Raw genomic sequence first — 14,766 nt, 5'->3', positions numbered from 1 at the left:
CGGTGGATGGCGAACCTGCAGGTCACAGCGGTGATGGGGAAGCCGCTATGAGTTTGTCCACAGTGCTGTCCCCCGCTCCGTGCACAGGTTCCGCGGAGTTCTCCACAGCATCTGGTCCGTCGTCCACAAGCCCTGTGGATAACCAGATTGGCTGACGGTGCCGAGCCGCCTACCGTAGTGCGGCGCCCCCACCCCGTTTCGGCTCTGCGACACGCAGAACTCGACACACCGGAACCGGAGTCGGGGGTCTTGTTTGTCGGTGCCGTGCCGTAAGAAAGAGTGGCACGGCTAGGTCCGCGGAGCGGACGGGAGGAGGTGGCCGGATGAGCATTCCCGAACCCTTGGACGATCCTTGGGCCGACACCGGCCCCAGTGACCGGCTGCCCGTTTCCCGTCCGCGCCGGGGTGAGGACCGGGACCGAGGCGAGCGGCACGACCGCGGCCGGGAAAGCCGGGACTGGGAGGGCGGCTCCTCGGGATTCGAGCGGGTGCCGCCCCAGGATCTCGACGCCGAGCAGTCCGTCCTCGGTGGCATGCTCCTGTCCAAGGACGCCATCGCCGACGTCGTGGAGATCATCAAGGGCCACGACTTCTACCGCCCCGCGCACGAGACCGTCTACCAGGCGATCCTCGACCTCTATGCCAAGGGTGAGCCGGCCGACCCGATCACCGTGGCCGCCGAGCTGGTCAAGCGCGGCGAGATCACCAAGGTGGGCGGGGCTCCGTATCTGCACACCCTGGTCCAGTCGGTTCCGACCGCGGCCAACGCCTCGTACTACGCGGAGATCGTTCACGAGCGGGCGGTTCTGCGACGGCTCGTCGAGGCCGGTACGAAGATCACGCAGATGGGATACGCGGCCGACGGAGACGTCGACGACATCGTCAACTCCGCGCAGGCCGAGATCTACGCCGTCACCGAGCAGCGGACCAGCGAGGACTACCTTCCGCTCGGCGACATCATGGAAGGAGCCCTCGACGAGATCGAGGCGATCGGTTCCCGCAGCGGCGAGATGACGGGTGTGCCCACGGGGTTCACCGACCTCGATGCCCTGACCAACGGCCTCCACCCGGGCCAGATGGTGGTCATCGCGGCCCGCCCCGCCATGGGTAAGTCCACCCTCGCGCTGGACTTCGCCCGGGCCTGCTCGATCAAGAGCAATCTCCCCAGCGTGATCTTCTCCCTGGAAATGGGGCGGAACGAGATCGCCATGCGCCTGCTGTCCGCCGAGGCACGGGTTGCTCTGCACCACATGCGGTCCGGCACGATGACCGACGAGGACTGGACGCGGCTGGCCCGGCGGATGCCGGACGTCTCCGCGGCCCCGCTCTACATCGACGACTCCCCCAACCTCTCCATGATGGAGATCCGGGCGAAGTGCCGGCGCCTCAAGCAGCGCAACGACCTCAAGCTCGTGGTCATCGACTACCTGCAACTGATGCAGTCCGGCGGCTCCAAGCGCGCCGAGAGCCGGCAGCAGGAAGTCTCGGACATGTCGCGAAACCTCAAGCTGCTGGCCAAGGAACTGCAACTGCCGGTCATCGCGCTCTCCCAGCTGAACCGTGGCCCCGAGCAGCGCACGGACAAGAAGCCGATGGTCTCCGACCTCCGCGAATCCGGCTCCATCGAGCAGGACGCCGACATGGTGATCCTGCTGCACCGCGAGGACGCCTACGAGAAGGAGTCACCCCGCGCCGGCGAGGCGGACCTGATCGTGGCCAAGCACCGAAACGGCCCGACGGCGACGATCACGGTCGCCTTCCAGGGCCACTACTCACGCTTCGTGGACATGGCGCAGACCTGACCGGAACGGGTGGACGCGGGCGGTCCGGCGCGGGAGTCGTGGCGGCCGGGAAATGGGGTCGCCTTACAGTGGCTCGGGCGGTAGTTGTTGAGGATGACTTCTCCTGCCGAACAGTTGCTTCCCGGTACCCGGCGCGCATTGCTGCACCGCGTCGCCACCGCCCAGGCCGAAGGCCGTGCCCCCTCTCTGGTCGCTGCGGTACAGCGGCAGGGGCAGATCGTTTGGGACGGCTCCCGCAGCTGTGTCGACGGCCATGCCCCTGACTCCGACACGCAGTTCAGGATCGGCTCCCTCACCAAGACGTTCACCGCGGTACTGGTGCTTCGGCTGCGCGACGAGGGGCTTCTCGATCTGGCCGATCCGCTGGAGAAGCACCTGCCGGGCACCGGAGCGGGCGAGGTCACCCTTCATCAGCTGCTGGGGCACAGCGCCGGTCTCGGAGCAGAGACGACCGCGCCCTGGTGGGAGCGGACCCCCGGCAGTCTGCGCCCCACCCTTGCCGACGTGCTCGGTGAGCAGATCGCGATGCACCCGCCCGGTCACCGCCACCACTACTCCAACCCGGGCTACACCCTGCTCGGTTCGCTGGTGGAGGCCGTACGCGGGGCGTCCTGGGAAGAGGTGCTGCGCCGTGAGGTGCTGAAGCCCCTGGGCATGCACCGCACGTCTCCCCGGCCGCAGGCTCCGCACGCAGGCGGGTGGGCGGTCCACCCCTGGGCCGATGCCCTGCTGCCCGAACCGGCGGAGGATCTGGGTTTGATGGCGCCTGCCGGGCAGCTTTGGTCCACCACCGCGGATCTGCTCCGCTTCGCTGCCTTCCTCGCCGAAGGGGACGACCGGGTGCTGGCCGCCGCTTCGGTGGAGGAGATGAAGCAGCCTTCGACGCCCCCGGAGCCGGGGGACTGGGACGGGAACTACGGCCTGGGGCTCCAGCTGATCCGGAGGAAGGGCCGCACCTTCATCGGACATACGGGCTCGCTCCCCGGCTTCCTGGCCGCCCTCTGGGTCAGTGCCGAGGACGACGTGGCAGCCGTTGTGCTCGTCAACGCGACCTCGGGGCTGCCGATCGGCGAGGTGGCCGCCGATCTCGTGGACATTGTTGCCGAGGCCGAGCCCCGTATCCCCGAACCGTGGCGGCCCCTGCCCGAGGTCGACGCGGAACTCCTCGCCCTGACCGGTCCTTGGTACTGGGCCACGCGCGCCAACGTCCTGCGTCTGACCGCCGACCGCGGGCTGGAACTGCGTCCGGTCAACGGCCAGGGGCGGGGTGCCCGTTTCACGGCACGTCCCGACGGCACCTGGGTCGGGCTGGACGGCTACTACGCGGGGGAGACGCTGCGGATCGTACGGAACGACGACGGCACCGTGAACCATCTCGACCTGGGCTCATTCGTCTTCACGCGTGAGCCGTACGATCCAGCGGCGGCCGTGCCGGGCGGCGTGGACGAGGAGGGGTGGCGGGGCCTGGGGGACTGAGAACCGCCCGTTTCACGTGAAACAGGCGGCCCGGCGACTCAGGCCGTCAACTCCCGTTCCAGAGGGGTCCGGAAGCGCGGTGTGATCCGGGCTGCCCCCACCCAGGCCGACAGCCGGGAGGCCTCGGCCGCGATCGCCGTCGAGGCCTCCCGGCCGGCATCCGCCAGCAGACGCCAGACCGGCTCGCCGTCGCCACGCTGCGCCCAGCCACCCACGACCTGCCCGTTCCACCACACCGTGGGGCCGATGTTGCCTGAGCGGTCGAAGAGCGCCGCCCGATGCTCGGCCGGCAGGTGGAAGCCGCGATCCGCCCAGCCCATTCCGCTCGGGTCGAGCGCGGGCAGCAGAGCCGCCCACGGGGTGGGCGCCGGCTCGGGCTCGGCGTCCCCGGGTGCGACCCAGGCGGCGGCTCCGCTGTCGAGCCGTACCTCCTCGGCATCGACCGCCGCCAGCGCCGTGCGGACCTCGCGGGCGCCCCAGCCGGTCCACCACTTGAGGTCGGCCTCGGTGGCCGGTCCGTACGCCCGGAGCCAGCACAGGGCCAGCTCCGCCTGGGCTCTGGCCGTCTCCTCGGCCGGCCGGGGCCGGGCGGGCGCCCAGCGGAACTGGCTGGAGGTCCACGAACCCCGTGGCCGGTCCCGGCGAATCCTCCCCTCTGCGGCCAGCACACGGATCACGCGGGTAGCGACTCCCTGTACCGCCTCCTGCTTCTTCCCGGGAAACAGCGTGATCTTGGTGCGGAGTGCGGCCACGCCGGCGGCGAGTTCGCTGCCGGAGACCGGACCGCTGCGGTCGAGGAACGCGAGGGCGCTTCGCTCCGTTTCGTCCAGCCAGCGTTCATCCAGGCCGTTGCCGTCCTCCCGCAGGTGCTTGAGCAGGGTCCGGCGCTCCTTCGCGGCCACAGCGCGTGCGTTCGCGGCCTCGACTCGTGGGGCCAGCCCGTCCGATACGACGAAGAGGGTGTTGCGCATCGAGAGCATCCGCACCAGTGAGAGGTCCTCGTAGAGGCATCGCTCCACCGCGGCGATGTCGGGCTCGGAGAGCCGGGCGCAAGCGGAGAGGAAGACGGTGGCCGCATCGGTCGCATGGAGGGCGACGAGGGCGTCGGCCACCGCGACGGGGGACTGCGCGCGTGCGTCGGAGGCCAGCAGATGGCGGCGGCCGATCCGGATGCGCCGTTGTTCATCACTGATGCGTTGCAAGGCGGCTCCTCGGGGATGCGGCGGTGCAGGGGGGTCAGAGGGCGAGCTTGAAGCCCACATGGCTGGCCACGAAGCCGAGCCGCTCGTAGAAGCGGTGCGCGTCGGTGCGGGACGCGTCGGAGGTGAGCTGGACCAGCCGGCAGCCCTGTCGGCGCGATTCGTCCACGGCCCACTGGATCAGCCGGGTGCCGAGTCCGCTTCCGCGTTCGTCCGCGTGGATGCGGACGCCCTCGATCACGGAACGGGTCGAGCCGCGCCGGGAAAGCCCAGGGATCACGGTCAGCTGCAGGGTTCCGACGACGCGGTCCGCCTGCACGGCGACCATTATGTGCTGGTTAGGATCGTCCGCCAGTCGCCGGAGCGCAGCCCGGTACGGGGTGAGGTCGTCCGGCGACTCGCGCCGGGCTCCCAGCGGGTCATCGGCGAGCAGTGCCACGATGTCGGCCAGGTCGTCGACGGTCGCGGGGCGTATGTCCAGGTCGCTCATGATCCGCAGCCTACGCAGTCGGCGGGCAGGGCTACGCGGGAACGGCCTTCAGTTCCTCGACCGCCCGCGCGAGCGGGGCCAGCTCGGGGTTCCGGGCGGCCTCGTCGAGTGCGGAGCGAAGGGCGCTGTCATTGGTCGGCCGGGCCTCGGCGAGCAGGACGAGGCCGTCGTCGGTGACATCGGTGTAGATGCCCCTGCGGTCGGTGTCGCAGAGGTACCGGGTCAGCAGACCGCGGTCTTCGAGGCGGGTGACCAGGCGTGTGGTGGCGCTCTGGCTCAGCCCGACGGCGTCCGCCACCTGCTTCATCTGCAGGTGCCCGCCCGGTCCGCTGTGCTGGCGGCTGAGCACGTCCAGCAGGGAGTACTCCCGCACGCTGAGGCCGTGACCGCTCTGGAGGGCCCGTTCGACTCGGGTCTCGATCTTGCCGTGGAGCAGGGAGAGAGCGATCCAGCCCTGGGAGAGGGCGGTCAGGGCCGGGTTCGTCGCTGTCATGGGTCTCTCCTCCGTGCCGGAGCTGCTTACGTCCAGAGTAGCCGACGTCCGCAATAGCCAGCGCTTGCGGTCAACTAGCGTCTGCAATTATTGTCAGCGCATGTCAGGAGTAGTCGCAATCTCCTGGAAAGGCAAAACCCATGCCGCTCGCGCTCCTCGCCCTCGCTATCGGGGCGTTCGGTATCGGCGCCACCGAGTTCGTGATCATGGGGCTGCTCCCCGAGGTGGCCGCCGACTTCCAGGTCACGATTCCGACGGCAGGGTTCCTCGTCACGGGTGCGCGCTCGGCGTCGTCCTCGGGACACCGTTGATGACCGTGCTCGGCACGAAGGTCAGCCGCAAACGGATGCTGATGATCCTCATCGGCCTCTTCGTCGTCGGCAACGTGGTCACCGCGACCGCACCCGTCTTCGAAGTGATGGTCGCCGGCCGGGTGGTCGCCTCGCTCGCCCACGGCGCCTTCTTCGGTATCGGATCAGTTGTGGCGGCCGACCTGGTCGCCCCGCACAAGAAGGCCGGCGCCATCGCCCTGATGTTCACCGGGCTCACTGTCGCCAACGTCGTCGGTGTGCCGCTGACGGAGACCGCCGGATACTCGTCCTCCGCCGTCACCTGGCTGCTGGTCCTCTTCGGCCTGGGCATGGTCGGCGGCAACCTGATCGGCGGCAAGTTCGCCGACCTCCACCAGATGCCCCTGCTCCAGGTGGCACTGGGCGGTCTCGCCGTGGTGCTGGCCCTGTTCACCCTGACCGCCCACAACAAGATCACGGCAGCCGTCACCGTCGTCCTGATCGGTGCACTCGAATTTGCGACCGCCCCCCGTTGCAGAAGCGGGTCCTCGATCAGGCAGCGGGAGCCCGACCCTGGCCTCGGCCGTAAACATCGGCGCCTTCAACCTCGGCAATGCGCTCTCGGCGTGGCTGGGCGGGCTCGTCATCGCCGCCGAGCTCGGCTACACCGCACCCAACTGGGTCGGCGCGGCGCTCGCCGCCTCCGCGCTGGTGCTCGCCGTCGTCTCCGGTGCGCTGGAGCGCCGTACGACCAGCCCGAGCCGCCTCGTCGCCACCCACCCCCCGGAGCCGGCGGCCGTCCCCGCGGCCCGGAACTGACGCCACGACCCCGGCCCCGCGCCCGCGAGCACGCTCGGAGCGAGGGCCGGGCGTCAGCCCGTCGCCAGGCTCAGGGGGCCGAAGCGCTGGGCCCGGTCCCCGTGCTGCCGCCCGCCGAGGACCATCTCCGTGGTCCCCGAGTGGTGCCGCAGCCCGCACGCCCCGACCCAGTCGATCAGCTCGTCGTGGCGGGCATCGATGTCCACGCGCAGCGGCCGGTCCGTGGCCTCGGCCAGCGAGGTCACGAGCAGCTTGGCCGTGGCGGTGTCCCTGGCGATCAGCGGCCCGACCGCGTGGTTGTCCGAGCTGCGGGAGAGCGCGGCGTACCCGATCAGCTCCCCGTTCTCCTCCGCCACCCGCAGATGGTCGGCGAAGACCGGCAGCCGGGTCAGCAGGTGGGTGCGGTCGAGTCCGAAGACGACCGAGTCCAGCTGCACCATGGCTCGCAGATCCCCGGCCGAAGCAGGCCGAACGACAGTGCCCGCGCCGCCGGAAGGCTTCGCGCCGCCGGAAGCCGTCGAGCCGGTTTCCGCGGTTGGCCGGAAAGGCCCGATCAAGCGGACAGTGCGCCCAACCGGGATGAACCCGAGGCCCTCGTAGAGGGGCCGGCCCGCCGATGTCGCGTAGAGGCTGAGCGGGGTGTCCCCGGCCGCCTCGATCACCCTCTGCATCAGATACCGGCCCACGCCCCGCCGGGCATGGCGGCCGGCGACCAGCAGCATGCCGATGGCCGCCAGCTCGGGGCCGTATGAGACCACCACGCAGCTCGCCACCAGGCCTTTGGTGTCGGGGTCGTCGATGCCGTAGCCCGTTCCGGCGGCCAGCAGCAGCGCCCAGCGCTCCTCGTCGCGCGGCCAGCCGCGGTCCTCGCTGAGGTCGGCGCAGGGGACCAAGTCATCCCGGGTGAGGCGCCGGACGGGTAGATCGGTCAGCGGGTGAGGCAGTGAGCTGGGCATACGGGCCAGGCTGTCCGACCCGGTGATCGCCCGTCCACCGCTTTACCGGATCTGGCCGAGACGCGCAGCCGAAAATCGCACCGGGTAGGGGGCGCCTGATCGGTTTCACGTGAAACACGGCGTCCCCACGGGCGGTGCAGGAGCCGGCAGCCCGGGAGTAGATCGAGGGAAACAACCGAGGGAAACAACCGGGGGAAACCAACCGCATCAGCCCAGATCGTCGGCGTGCATGGCGCGGACGCCCTCGATGTTGCCGTCCAGGTAGTGCCGCAGTGACAGTGGTACGAGATGCACTGCGGCGATCCCGACCCGGCTGAACGGCACGCGTACGACGTCGTAACCCCCGCAGGGCTCGTCGACCTCGGGGCCGTGCCGCAGGGACAGGTCCATGGAGTTGAGGCGGCAGACGAAGAAGTGCTGGACCTTGACGCCCTTCACCCCGCCCTCCTCGATGTGTTCCACGGTGTCCACGAAGCAGGGCACCACATCGGTGATTTTGGCGCCGAGTTCCTCGTCCACCTCACGGTGCAGGGCGTCGACGACGGTGGCGTCCTCGGGCTCGACCCCGCCGCCCGGCGTCACCCAGTACGGATCTACTCCGGGCTTGGTGCGCTTGATGAGGATGAGGTCGTCGCCGTCGAGCAGGATGGCGCGTGCGGTGCGCTTGACCACAGGACGTTCGGTCATGGCAAGAGCGTGGCCCGCGGGACCTCTTCTGAAACACCTCGGGGCTCTTGGGCGTCCCTGAGGTCACCAGTCGGCTGCGGCACGCAGGAGCCACTCGTGCGCCCGGGCGAGATGCGGAAGCGCGAGCGTGCCGGTCCGCGCGGCCAGGAAGTAGGTGCGCAGAGGAGGGACCGGAGGGTCGAGGAGCGCCACCACCTCGCCCCGTTCCAGCGCGTCCTCGCACAGGTAGCGCGGCAGCACGGCGAGCCCGGCGCCCGCGGCCGCGCACTCCAGGACCGCCCGCAGGTCCGGCGCGATGACGGCACCGGCGGCCGCGGGCGGGCTGTCGAAGACCGCGGCCCAGTAGCGGGAGACGAGCGGCAGGCTCTCGTGCACCTCGACCACGGGCAGCTGGTCCAGGACCACGGGGCCGTCGCGCCGCAGCGTCCCCGGGCCCAGGCGCGCCGCCCAGCGCGGGGCGGCGATCAGGACGTGCTCCTCGTCGCAGAGCGGAATGGCGGTGAGCAGTTCGCCACGCGGCCGGGCCGTCACGACGGCCAGGTCGTGGTGGCCGGCGGCCAGGCCCTCCAAGGTCTCGTCCGTATCGGCGGAGAACGAACCACGCAGCGCGAGGCCCTGGGCGATCAGCGGAGTGAGCGCGGGCAGAACCCGCAGGGCGAGGAATTCAGGCGGCCCCGCCAGATGCAGCGTCCGTACGCCCGACTCCTCGTCCAGGTCGGTCTCGGCGATCTCGACGAGCGCGTCCAGATGGGGAGCGGCCCGGTGCGCGAGTTCGTCGCCGATCGTCGTCGGGGTCACCCCGCGGGCCCTGCGCAGGAAGAGCGGGCGGCCCAGCTGTCGTTCCAGGGTGCGGATCTGCGAGGTCACGGCGGGCTGCGAGAGGCCGAGGAGCGCGGCGGCGCGGGTGAAGGAGCCGGCTCGGTGCACGGTGACGAAGGTGCGCAGCAGCGCAAGATCCACGTCCCGTCCCTCCTGTCCTCACGCAGTGACGCATCCGATTGGACCCGGACAACTATAAATATGTCGATAGGTCGCTGTCGCTACTGTGATTGGACACTGACGCTGAGTCAACTAGCCTTGTCGAGGCGGTTCTTCACGCGGCAAAGGCGGGAAACGCGGCAAACGCAGTGGATGCAGCGGGCGCGGCATACGCCGGGGAACGCGGAGGACCGGGGCGGTCCGAGCCACGAGGGGGGAGGCTCGGACCGTCCGTACCGCACCGCCGAGAGGACAGGGCGGTCAATTCCCGCGAGTGGCCGTGGTCAGCGCCTGTTCGACATCGGCCACCAGGTCGGCGGCGTTCTCGGCGCCGACGGAAAAGCGGATGAACCCTTCCGGTACGGCGTCGCCGCCCCAGCGGGCCCGCCGCTCGGCGGTGGACCGTACGCCGCCGAAGCTGGTGGCGTCCTCGGCCAGATGCAGGGCCGACAGGAAGCGCTCCGCGGTCTCCCGGTCGGCCAGCACGAACGACACCACCGAGCCGAAGCGCCGCATCTGCCGCACCGCGTTCGGGTACGAGGGGTCGGCGGGCAGCCCGGGGTAACGCAGCCCGGCCACGTGCGGGTGCTCGCTGAGCGCCTCGGCGAGAGCGAGGGCGTTGGCGCACTGCCGCTCGATGCGCAGTTCCAGCGTGGCCAGCGACCGGTGTGCGAGCCAGGCCTCCATCGGCCCGGGGATCGCGCCGACCACCTTGCGCCAGCGCCGCACCCCGGCGGCCAGCTCGGCGTCCCGGCAGGTCACATGGCCGAGCAGGAGGTCGCCGTGGCCGGTCATGCCCTTGGTGTCACTGGCCACCGAGAAGTCGGCCCCCAGCTCCAGCGGGCGCTGGCCGAGCGGGGTGGCGAGGGTGTTGTCGACGGCCACCAGCGTGGAGCCGGCGTGCGCGGTCTCGACGAGCCTCCGCACGTCACAGACATCGAGCCCCGGATTGGACGGTGTCTCGATCCACAGGAGCTTCGCCCCCTCCAGGACGGCCAGCTGCGCGTCGCCCCCGGTCGGAGCGGTCCGCACCTCGACTCCGTACGCCTCCAGCTGGGCCCGTACCAGGGGAAGCGCCTGGTAGCCGTCGTCAGGCAGGACGACGGCGTCGCCGCTGCGCACCTGGGACAGCAGGACGGCCGAGATCGCCGCCATGCCGGAGGCGAAGACCGTGGTCTGCACGCTCTCCCCCGGGGCTTCGAGCTCCCCGATGGCCCGTTCCAAATGGGTCCAGGTGGGGTTGGTGTCCCGGCCGTAGGTGTAGGGGCCGGTCGGTTCGCCGGACAGATGGAAGTGCGCGGCGAAGACCGGGCCGGGGAGGGTGGGCTCGTACTGCTGCGGTTCCGGCAGGCCGGCTCGTACCGCCCGCGTTCCGTCGCCCAGGGTGCTCATGCCTCGTCCTCGCTTCTCTCCCCGGCCGGCCGCCGGTCCCGCCCGCACTCTCGCAGGTGGTCGCGGATCAGTCCTCGTCGGGCAGGACGACGTTCAGCGCCCAGGAAACGATCGAGACGATCAGACCACCGAGGACGGCGGTCCAGAAGCCGTGGACGTGGAAGCTCAGATCGAACACGTCGGCCAGCCATGAGGTGAGCAGCAGCATCAGCGCGTTCACCACGAGGGTGATCAGCCCCAGCGTGAGGATGAAGAGGGGGAGGGTGAGCAGCTTCACAATGGGCTTGACCACGAAGTTGACCAGGCCGAAGATCAACGCGACCAGGATCAGGGTCAGGGCCTTGCGGCCGGTGCTGCCGCCGGTCAGCGTGATGTCCTGGAGCAGCCAGATGGCCACGGCCAGCGCACCCGCGTTGGCGATCGTCTTGACTACGAAATTCTTCATGTGTCTGATCGTGGCAGACATGATCGGTGGCGGACACCGGCTGGACAGAGGCAAGGGGTGGACGGGCCATGAAGGCATTCAGGCTGGACGAACTGGAGGCGGAACGGGCCGCCAACGACGGTGCGTACCTGCAGTTCCTTCGCGAGCGGAACATGTCGGTAGGCCTGTACGCCCTGAACGCCGGCGAGCTCGATCCGCAGCAGCCGCACAGTCAGGACGAGGTCTACTTCGTGGTCAGCGGTCGCGCGTCGATCACCGTCGGCATGGAAACCACACAGGTGGGAAGAGGAAGTGTCGTGTATGTACCCGCCGGCACCGCCCACAAGTTCCACCACATCACCGAGGACCTGCGCGTGATGGTGGTCTTCTCACCGCCCGAGGGCTGATCCCTCGGAGGCCGTCCTCCCGGCGGCCGGTCCTCGTCCCGGGGTTCCCTAGGGGATCGATCAGGGGAGTTCAAGGGCTTCCCGGGCCCCGGCGGCCCCCCTTTCGCCTCTAGCATCGGAGCAGGAACTCACAGAGACGAGGTAAGGACGATGGCCGTGCGGGAGATATTCGCTGGTATGCCCTGGTGGGTGAAGTGGATCGCGGTGCCCGTGATCGCGATCGTCGTGTTCGGCGGCCTGATCGTCAGCCTGGTCACGTTCGTGGTCGGACTGCTCTTCAAGATCCTGATCTTCGTGGTCCTGGTCGGTGGGCTCGTCTTCGTCGTACGCAAGTTCATGTCGTCCTCAGGCAGCGGATGGTGACCGCACGCCCGACGGTCGATTAGCCCAGCGGAGTTAAGGGAAAGGCGAATAGGCGCCCGGTCACGATGCGGCCGATACAGTGACAGTCCGCTGTCGCCGCCTGGGAAAAGCGCCGTTAGTCACCACCCTGACCAGTGGTTTGTACGGGAGATCCGGCCCCCGGACCCCCAGGTCTGCGGCAGACCTGTGGGGGAGGCCCCCACGGACGGGCTGACCGCCCGTCACCATGCCTGGGGGTGACCGTTGACCACGGCATCGAGTAGGGCTGTTCCGACGCTGATCGGGTCGGTGCAGCGGGCGCTGAGACTGCTGGAGGCTGTGGGCACCCATCGCGACGGGGCCCCGGCCAAACAGCTCGCGAGGGAAGCGGGTCTTCCCCTTCCCACCGCCTACCACCTGCTGCGGACCCTGACCTACGAGGGGTACCTGCGCCGGGAGAACGGCGTCTTCCTCTTCGGCGCCGCCGCGGAACGCCTGGTGGGCGACGGCGCCCTGCCGAACCGCCGCGGCACCATGGCCCAGTCGCTGGGCCGCTGGCGGGACATCGTCGGAGCCCCTGTCTACTGCGCCATCTACCGCGAGGGCGAGATCGAACTGCTCGCGGTGGCGGACACCCCCGAGGCGCCGGCGGTCGACGAGTGGGCCGCCTTCCGGGAGACCGGCCACGCGCACGCGATCGGCCAGTGCCTGCTGAGCCGGCTCGACGAGCGGGCCCGCGAGGACCATCTGGACCGGCACCCGGTCCGTCCGTTGACCCGGTACTCCGTGCGCGACCGCTCCGCCTTCCTCGCTCGGCTGCGGTCGCTGGAGCGTACGGAACCGGTCATCGAACGTCAGGAGTACGCCCTCGGGACGGTCTGTGCGGCGATCCCGATCGCGGCCGGATTCACCGCCGCGGCGATGGCCATTTCGGTCCCCCTCGACCAGGAAGAACGGTTGCTCCCCGCAGTCGAACGACTACGCCGCGAAGTGGCCAGCCTCTTGCGTTCGTTCGTGTTCTCTATCAGTATCTGAAAAATCACTCCTTGTGATCTGCTATCGCGTGCACCACGATGGCGTCAATAGGGCCATGGGGGATCATTCCTGGCCAGATTCATCTACTGCGGGGTTGAACGATGCGCGAGTCGGTTCAAGCTGAGGTCATGATGAGCTTCCTCGTCTCCGAGGAACTCTCATTCCGTATCCCGGTGGAGCTCCGGTACGAAGTGTGCGATCCGTACGCGATCCGGATGACCTTCCATCTGCCCGGCGACGCCCCCGTCACCTGGGCCTTCGGCCGTGAGCTGCTGCTCGACGGCCTCAACAGCCCCAGTGGTGACGGCGATGTACACATCGGGCCGACGGAGCCCGAAGGGTTGTCAGATGTCCATATCCGGCTGCAAGTAGGTGCCGACCGTGCGCTCTTCCGGGCGGGCACGGCCCCCCTGGTCGCTTTCCTCGACCGTACGGACAAGCTGGTGCCGCTCGGACAGGAGTGCACGCTGGGTGACTTCGAGGGCAATTTGGAGGAGGCGCTGGGGCGCATTCTGGCCGAAGAGCAGAACGCAGGCTGAAGAGGACCGTGTCCTCGAGCCTCCCATGCCACTCGAACACGACACCTGCCGAACGGGTGAATCACGCTCCGTGTTCCGGTCAGGACTTCGCCCGTCGCCGCCGTCCCCTGCCGCTCCGCACGGGTGCCGAAGCTCCGGCTTCCGCGCCGACCCCCGTGCGGTCCGCGGAGACGACCAGCGCCGCGAGCGCGGTCGTCACCGGCACGGAGGCGACCAGTCCGATCGAGCCGACCAGCGTGCGCACGATCTCCTCCGCCACCAGCTCGCTGTTGGCGACCGTACCCACGCTGCTCTGCGCGACCGAGAACAGCAGCAGGAGGGGAAGCGCGGCGCCCGCATAGGCGAGCACCAGGGTGTTGACCACCGAGGCGATGTGATCGCGTCCGATCCTGATCCCTGCCCGGTAGAGCTGCTTCGCACTCATGGTGGGGTTGGCCTGTCGCAGTTCCCAGACCGCCGACGTCTGGGTCACCGTCACGTCGTCGAGCACGCCCAGGGAACCGATGATGACGCCGGCCAGCAGCAGGCCGCTCATGTCGATGTGCGGATACAGGCCGTGGATGAGGCCGGTGTTGTCGTCGGTGTTCCCGCTCAGGCTCGCCCAGCCGATGAACAGCGAGCCGAGCAGCCCGATCAGCAGCAGTGAGATCAGGGTGCCGATGACGGCGACGGAGGTGCGGGCGGTCGGTCCGTGGCAGATGTAGAGCGCGATCAGCATGATCGCGCCGGCCCCGACGACCGCCACCAGCAGCGGGTTCGAGCCCTGCAGGACGGCCGGCAGGATGAACAGGGTCAGCACGGCGAACGACAGGGCGAGCGCCACCAAAGCCATCACCCCGCGCATCCTGCCCACGAGCACCACCGCGAGGGCGAAGATCCCGGCCAGCAGTACCAGGGGGAACTTCCGGTTCACGTCCGTCACGGAGTACTGGAGGTCATGGGGTGCGTCGGGGGCGTACGCCACCACCACCCCCTGGCCCTCGCGCAGCTGCCTCGGTGCGTCCGGCTGCACGACCTCGATGAATGTGCGCCCCTGGTCCGGGCCGCTGGTGACCTCGACGGTGGCCTTCTCGCAGAGGTCCTTGCCGGTGGCCTGCTCACCGGTGGGCGGGGTGGTCTCGCCGCTGACGGGGAGCTGGGCGGCGTTCACGTCCTTGCAGTCGACCTTGACGACACTCACCACCTTTCCCTGCTGGGTCTGCCGGTCGAAACCGACACCTGTCCGTTCGTGCGCCGGCGCACCACCCGGCCAGAGAGCCACGAGACCGACGAACACAGCGGCCGCGAACGGGATCAGCACGGCGGCGATCACCTTGCGCAGATGGGCGGAGACCGGCGCTGCGGGGCCATGGCTGTGCGTATGGGTGTGCTGCTGCTGGTCCTGGGGGTCCGAGTCGCGATGAGGGGGCGTCACCGGCCGATCATCGCAAGAAGGAC

15 protein-coding genes and 1 pseudogene are annotated in these 14,766 nt (G+C 69.5%); 7 read left to right on the top strand and 9 right to left on the bottom strand.

Going from position 1 to position 14,766, the window contains the following annotated elements:
• Positions 1 to 323 precede the first annotated feature (323 nt).
• On the top strand, positions 324 to 1,802 hold the full coding sequence (gene dnaB, locus E6P78_RS04695) for a replicative DNA helicase (RefSeq protein ID WP_136202194.1): 1,479 nt from the start codon (positions 324 to 326) through the stop codon (positions 1,800 to 1,802).
• Between the two features lie 93 nt (positions 1,803 to 1,895).
• The gene (locus E6P78_RS04690; RefSeq protein WP_136202193.1) at positions 1,896 to 3,278 is read left to right on the top strand and encodes a serine hydrolase domain-containing protein; all 1,383 of its coding nucleotides are present in this window, start codon (positions 1,896 to 1,898) and stop codon (positions 3,276 to 3,278) included.
• Positions 3,279 to 3,316: 38 nt separating this feature from the next.
• Here E6P78_RS04690 and E6P78_RS04685 read toward each other — a convergent pair whose 3' ends face one another.
• From E6P78_RS04685 to E6P78_RS04675, 3 genes are read right to left on the bottom strand one after another with little or no spacing between them, the layout of a single operon-like run.
• Positions 3,317 to 4,480 (bottom strand): winged helix DNA-binding domain-containing protein, encoded by a 1,164-nt coding sequence (locus E6P78_RS04685; protein ID WP_136202192.1) that lies wholly within the window; start codon positions 4,478 to 4,480, stop codon positions 3,317 to 3,319.
• A gap of 34 nt (positions 4,481 to 4,514) precedes the next feature.
• Complete coding sequence (locus tag E6P78_RS04680) at positions 4,515 to 4,967, bottom strand: GNAT family N-acetyltransferase (protein ID WP_136202191.1); 453 nt, start codon at positions 4,965 to 4,967, stop codon at positions 4,515 to 4,517.
• A gap of 31 nt (positions 4,968 to 4,998) precedes the next feature.
• On the bottom strand, positions 4,999 to 5,460 hold the full coding sequence (locus E6P78_RS04675; RefSeq protein WP_136202190.1) for a MarR family transcriptional regulator: 462 nt from the start codon (positions 5,458 to 5,460) through the stop codon (positions 4,999 to 5,001).
• A 140-nt stretch (positions 5,461 to 5,600) separates the two neighbouring features.
• Between E6P78_RS04675 and E6P78_RS04670 the strand changes: the two are divergent.
• A pseudogene (locus E6P78_RS04670) lies at positions 5,601 to 6,569 on the top strand (MFS transporter).
• A gap of 53 nt (positions 6,570 to 6,622) precedes the next feature.
• On the opposite strand, the gene E6P78_RS04665 reads toward E6P78_RS04670, so the two are convergent.
• The 5 genes from E6P78_RS04665 to E6P78_RS04645 all read right to left on the bottom strand — a co-directional run bounded on the left by E6P78_RS04665 (position 6,623) and on the right by E6P78_RS04645 (position 11,027).
• Positions 6,623 to 7,525 (bottom strand): GNAT family N-acetyltransferase, encoded by a 903-nt coding sequence (locus E6P78_RS04665; protein ID WP_136202189.1) that lies wholly within the window; start codon positions 7,523 to 7,525, stop codon positions 6,623 to 6,625.
• Between the two features lie 207 nt (positions 7,526 to 7,732).
• Complete coding sequence (locus E6P78_RS04660) at positions 7,733 to 8,212, bottom strand: NUDIX hydrolase (protein WP_136202188.1); 480 nt, start codon at positions 8,210 to 8,212, stop codon at positions 7,733 to 7,735.
• Positions 8,213 to 8,275: 63 nt separating this feature from the next.
• Positions 8,276 to 9,172, bottom strand: coding sequence for a LysR family transcriptional regulator (locus tag E6P78_RS04655; protein WP_136202187.1), 897 nt, complete (start codon positions 9,170 to 9,172; stop codon positions 8,276 to 8,278).
• 279 nt (positions 9,173 to 9,451) lie between these two features.
• Positions 9,452 to 10,582, bottom strand: coding sequence for a cystathionine gamma-lyase (locus tag E6P78_RS04650; protein WP_136202186.1), 1,131 nt, complete (start codon positions 10,580 to 10,582; stop codon positions 9,452 to 9,454).
• 67 nt (positions 10,583 to 10,649) lie between these two features.
• Positions 10,650 to 11,027, bottom strand: coding sequence for a phage holin family protein (locus E6P78_RS04645; RefSeq protein WP_136202185.1), 378 nt, complete (start codon positions 11,025 to 11,027; stop codon positions 10,650 to 10,652).
• Between the two features lie 68 nt (positions 11,028 to 11,095).
• Between E6P78_RS04645 and E6P78_RS04640 the strand changes: the two genes are divergently transcribed.
• From E6P78_RS04640 to E6P78_RS04625, 4 genes are all read left to right on the top strand, one after another.
• The gene (locus tag E6P78_RS04640; protein WP_018553934.1) at positions 11,096 to 11,413 is read left to right on the top strand and encodes a cupin domain-containing protein; all 318 of its coding nucleotides are present in this window, start codon (positions 11,096 to 11,098) and stop codon (positions 11,411 to 11,413) included.
• Positions 11,414 to 11,563: 150 nt separating this feature from the next.
• Positions 11,564 to 11,776, top strand: a complete 213-nt coding sequence (locus E6P78_RS04635) for a DUF5326 family protein (RefSeq protein ID WP_168712560.1) — start codon at positions 11,564 to 11,566, stop codon at positions 11,774 to 11,776.
• A gap of 243 nt (positions 11,777 to 12,019) precedes the next feature.
• Positions 12,020 to 12,790 (top strand): helix-turn-helix domain-containing protein, encoded by a 771-nt coding sequence (locus E6P78_RS04630; protein ID WP_276607205.1) that lies wholly within the window; start codon positions 12,020 to 12,022, stop codon positions 12,788 to 12,790.
• Between the two features lie 101 nt (positions 12,791 to 12,891).
• Positions 12,892 to 13,329: an SsgA family sporulation/cell division regulator gene (locus E6P78_RS04625; RefSeq protein WP_114245561.1), complete on the top strand. Its 438-nt coding sequence runs from the start codon at positions 12,892 to 12,894 to the stop codon at positions 13,327 to 13,329.
• Positions 13,330 to 13,408: 79 nt separating this feature from the next.
• On the opposite strand, the gene E6P78_RS04620 is transcribed toward E6P78_RS04625, so the two are convergent.
• Complete coding sequence (locus tag E6P78_RS04620; protein WP_206307720.1) at positions 13,409 to 14,743, bottom strand: YibE/F family protein; 1,335 nt, start codon at positions 14,741 to 14,743, stop codon at positions 13,409 to 13,411.
• Between the last annotated feature and the right edge of the window lie 23 nt (positions 14,744 to 14,766).

This window comes from Streptomyces sp. A0958 (assembly GCF_004795035.1).
Lineage (GTDB): Bacteria > Actinomycetota > Actinomycetes > Streptomycetales > Streptomycetaceae > Streptomyces.
Note: the sequence above shows the minus strand (reverse complement) of the source record. Positions and strands in the feature narration are given on the sequence as shown.

Excerpts from the sequence above, each read along its gene's own strand:
- E6P78_RS04665 (WP_136202189.1), bottom strand. The coding sequence starts at position 7,525 with ATGCCCAGCTCACTGCCTCACCCGCTGACCGATCTACCCGTCCGGCGC.
- E6P78_RS04635 (WP_168712560.1), top strand. The coding sequence starts at position 11,564 with ATGGCCGTGCGGGAGATATTCGCTGGTATGCCCTGGTGGGTGAAGTGG.
- E6P78_RS04645 (WP_136202185.1), bottom strand. The coding sequence starts at position 11,027 with ATGAAGAATTTCGTAGTCAAGACGATCGCCAACGCGGGTGCGCTGGCC.
- E6P78_RS04625 (WP_114245561.1), top strand. The coding sequence starts at position 12,892 with ATGCGCGAGTCGGTTCAAGCTGAGGTCATGATGAGCTTCCTCGTCTCC.
- E6P78_RS04650 (WP_136202186.1), bottom strand. The coding sequence starts at position 10,582 with ATGAGCACCCTGGGCGACGGAACGCGGGCGGTACGAGCCGGCCTGCCG.
- E6P78_RS04680 (WP_136202191.1), bottom strand. The coding sequence starts at position 4,967 with ATGAGCGACCTGGACATACGCCCCGCGACCGTCGACGACCTGGCCGAC.
- E6P78_RS04690 (WP_136202193.1), top strand. The coding sequence starts at position 1,896 with ATGACTTCTCCTGCCGAACAGTTGCTTCCCGGTACCCGGCGCGCATTG.
- E6P78_RS04640 (WP_018553934.1), top strand. The coding sequence starts at position 11,096 with ATGAAGGCATTCAGGCTGGACGAACTGGAGGCGGAACGGGCCGCCAAC.
- E6P78_RS04675 (WP_136202190.1), bottom strand. The coding sequence starts at position 5,460 with ATGACAGCGACGAACCCGGCCCTGACCGCCCTCTCCCAGGGCTGGATC.
- dnaB (WP_136202194.1), top strand. The coding sequence starts at position 324 with ATGAGCATTCCCGAACCCTTGGACGATCCTTGGGCCGACACCGGCCCC.
- E6P78_RS04660 (WP_136202188.1), bottom strand. The coding sequence starts at position 8,212 with ATGACCGAACGTCCTGTGGTCAAGCGCACCGCACGCGCCATCCTGCTC.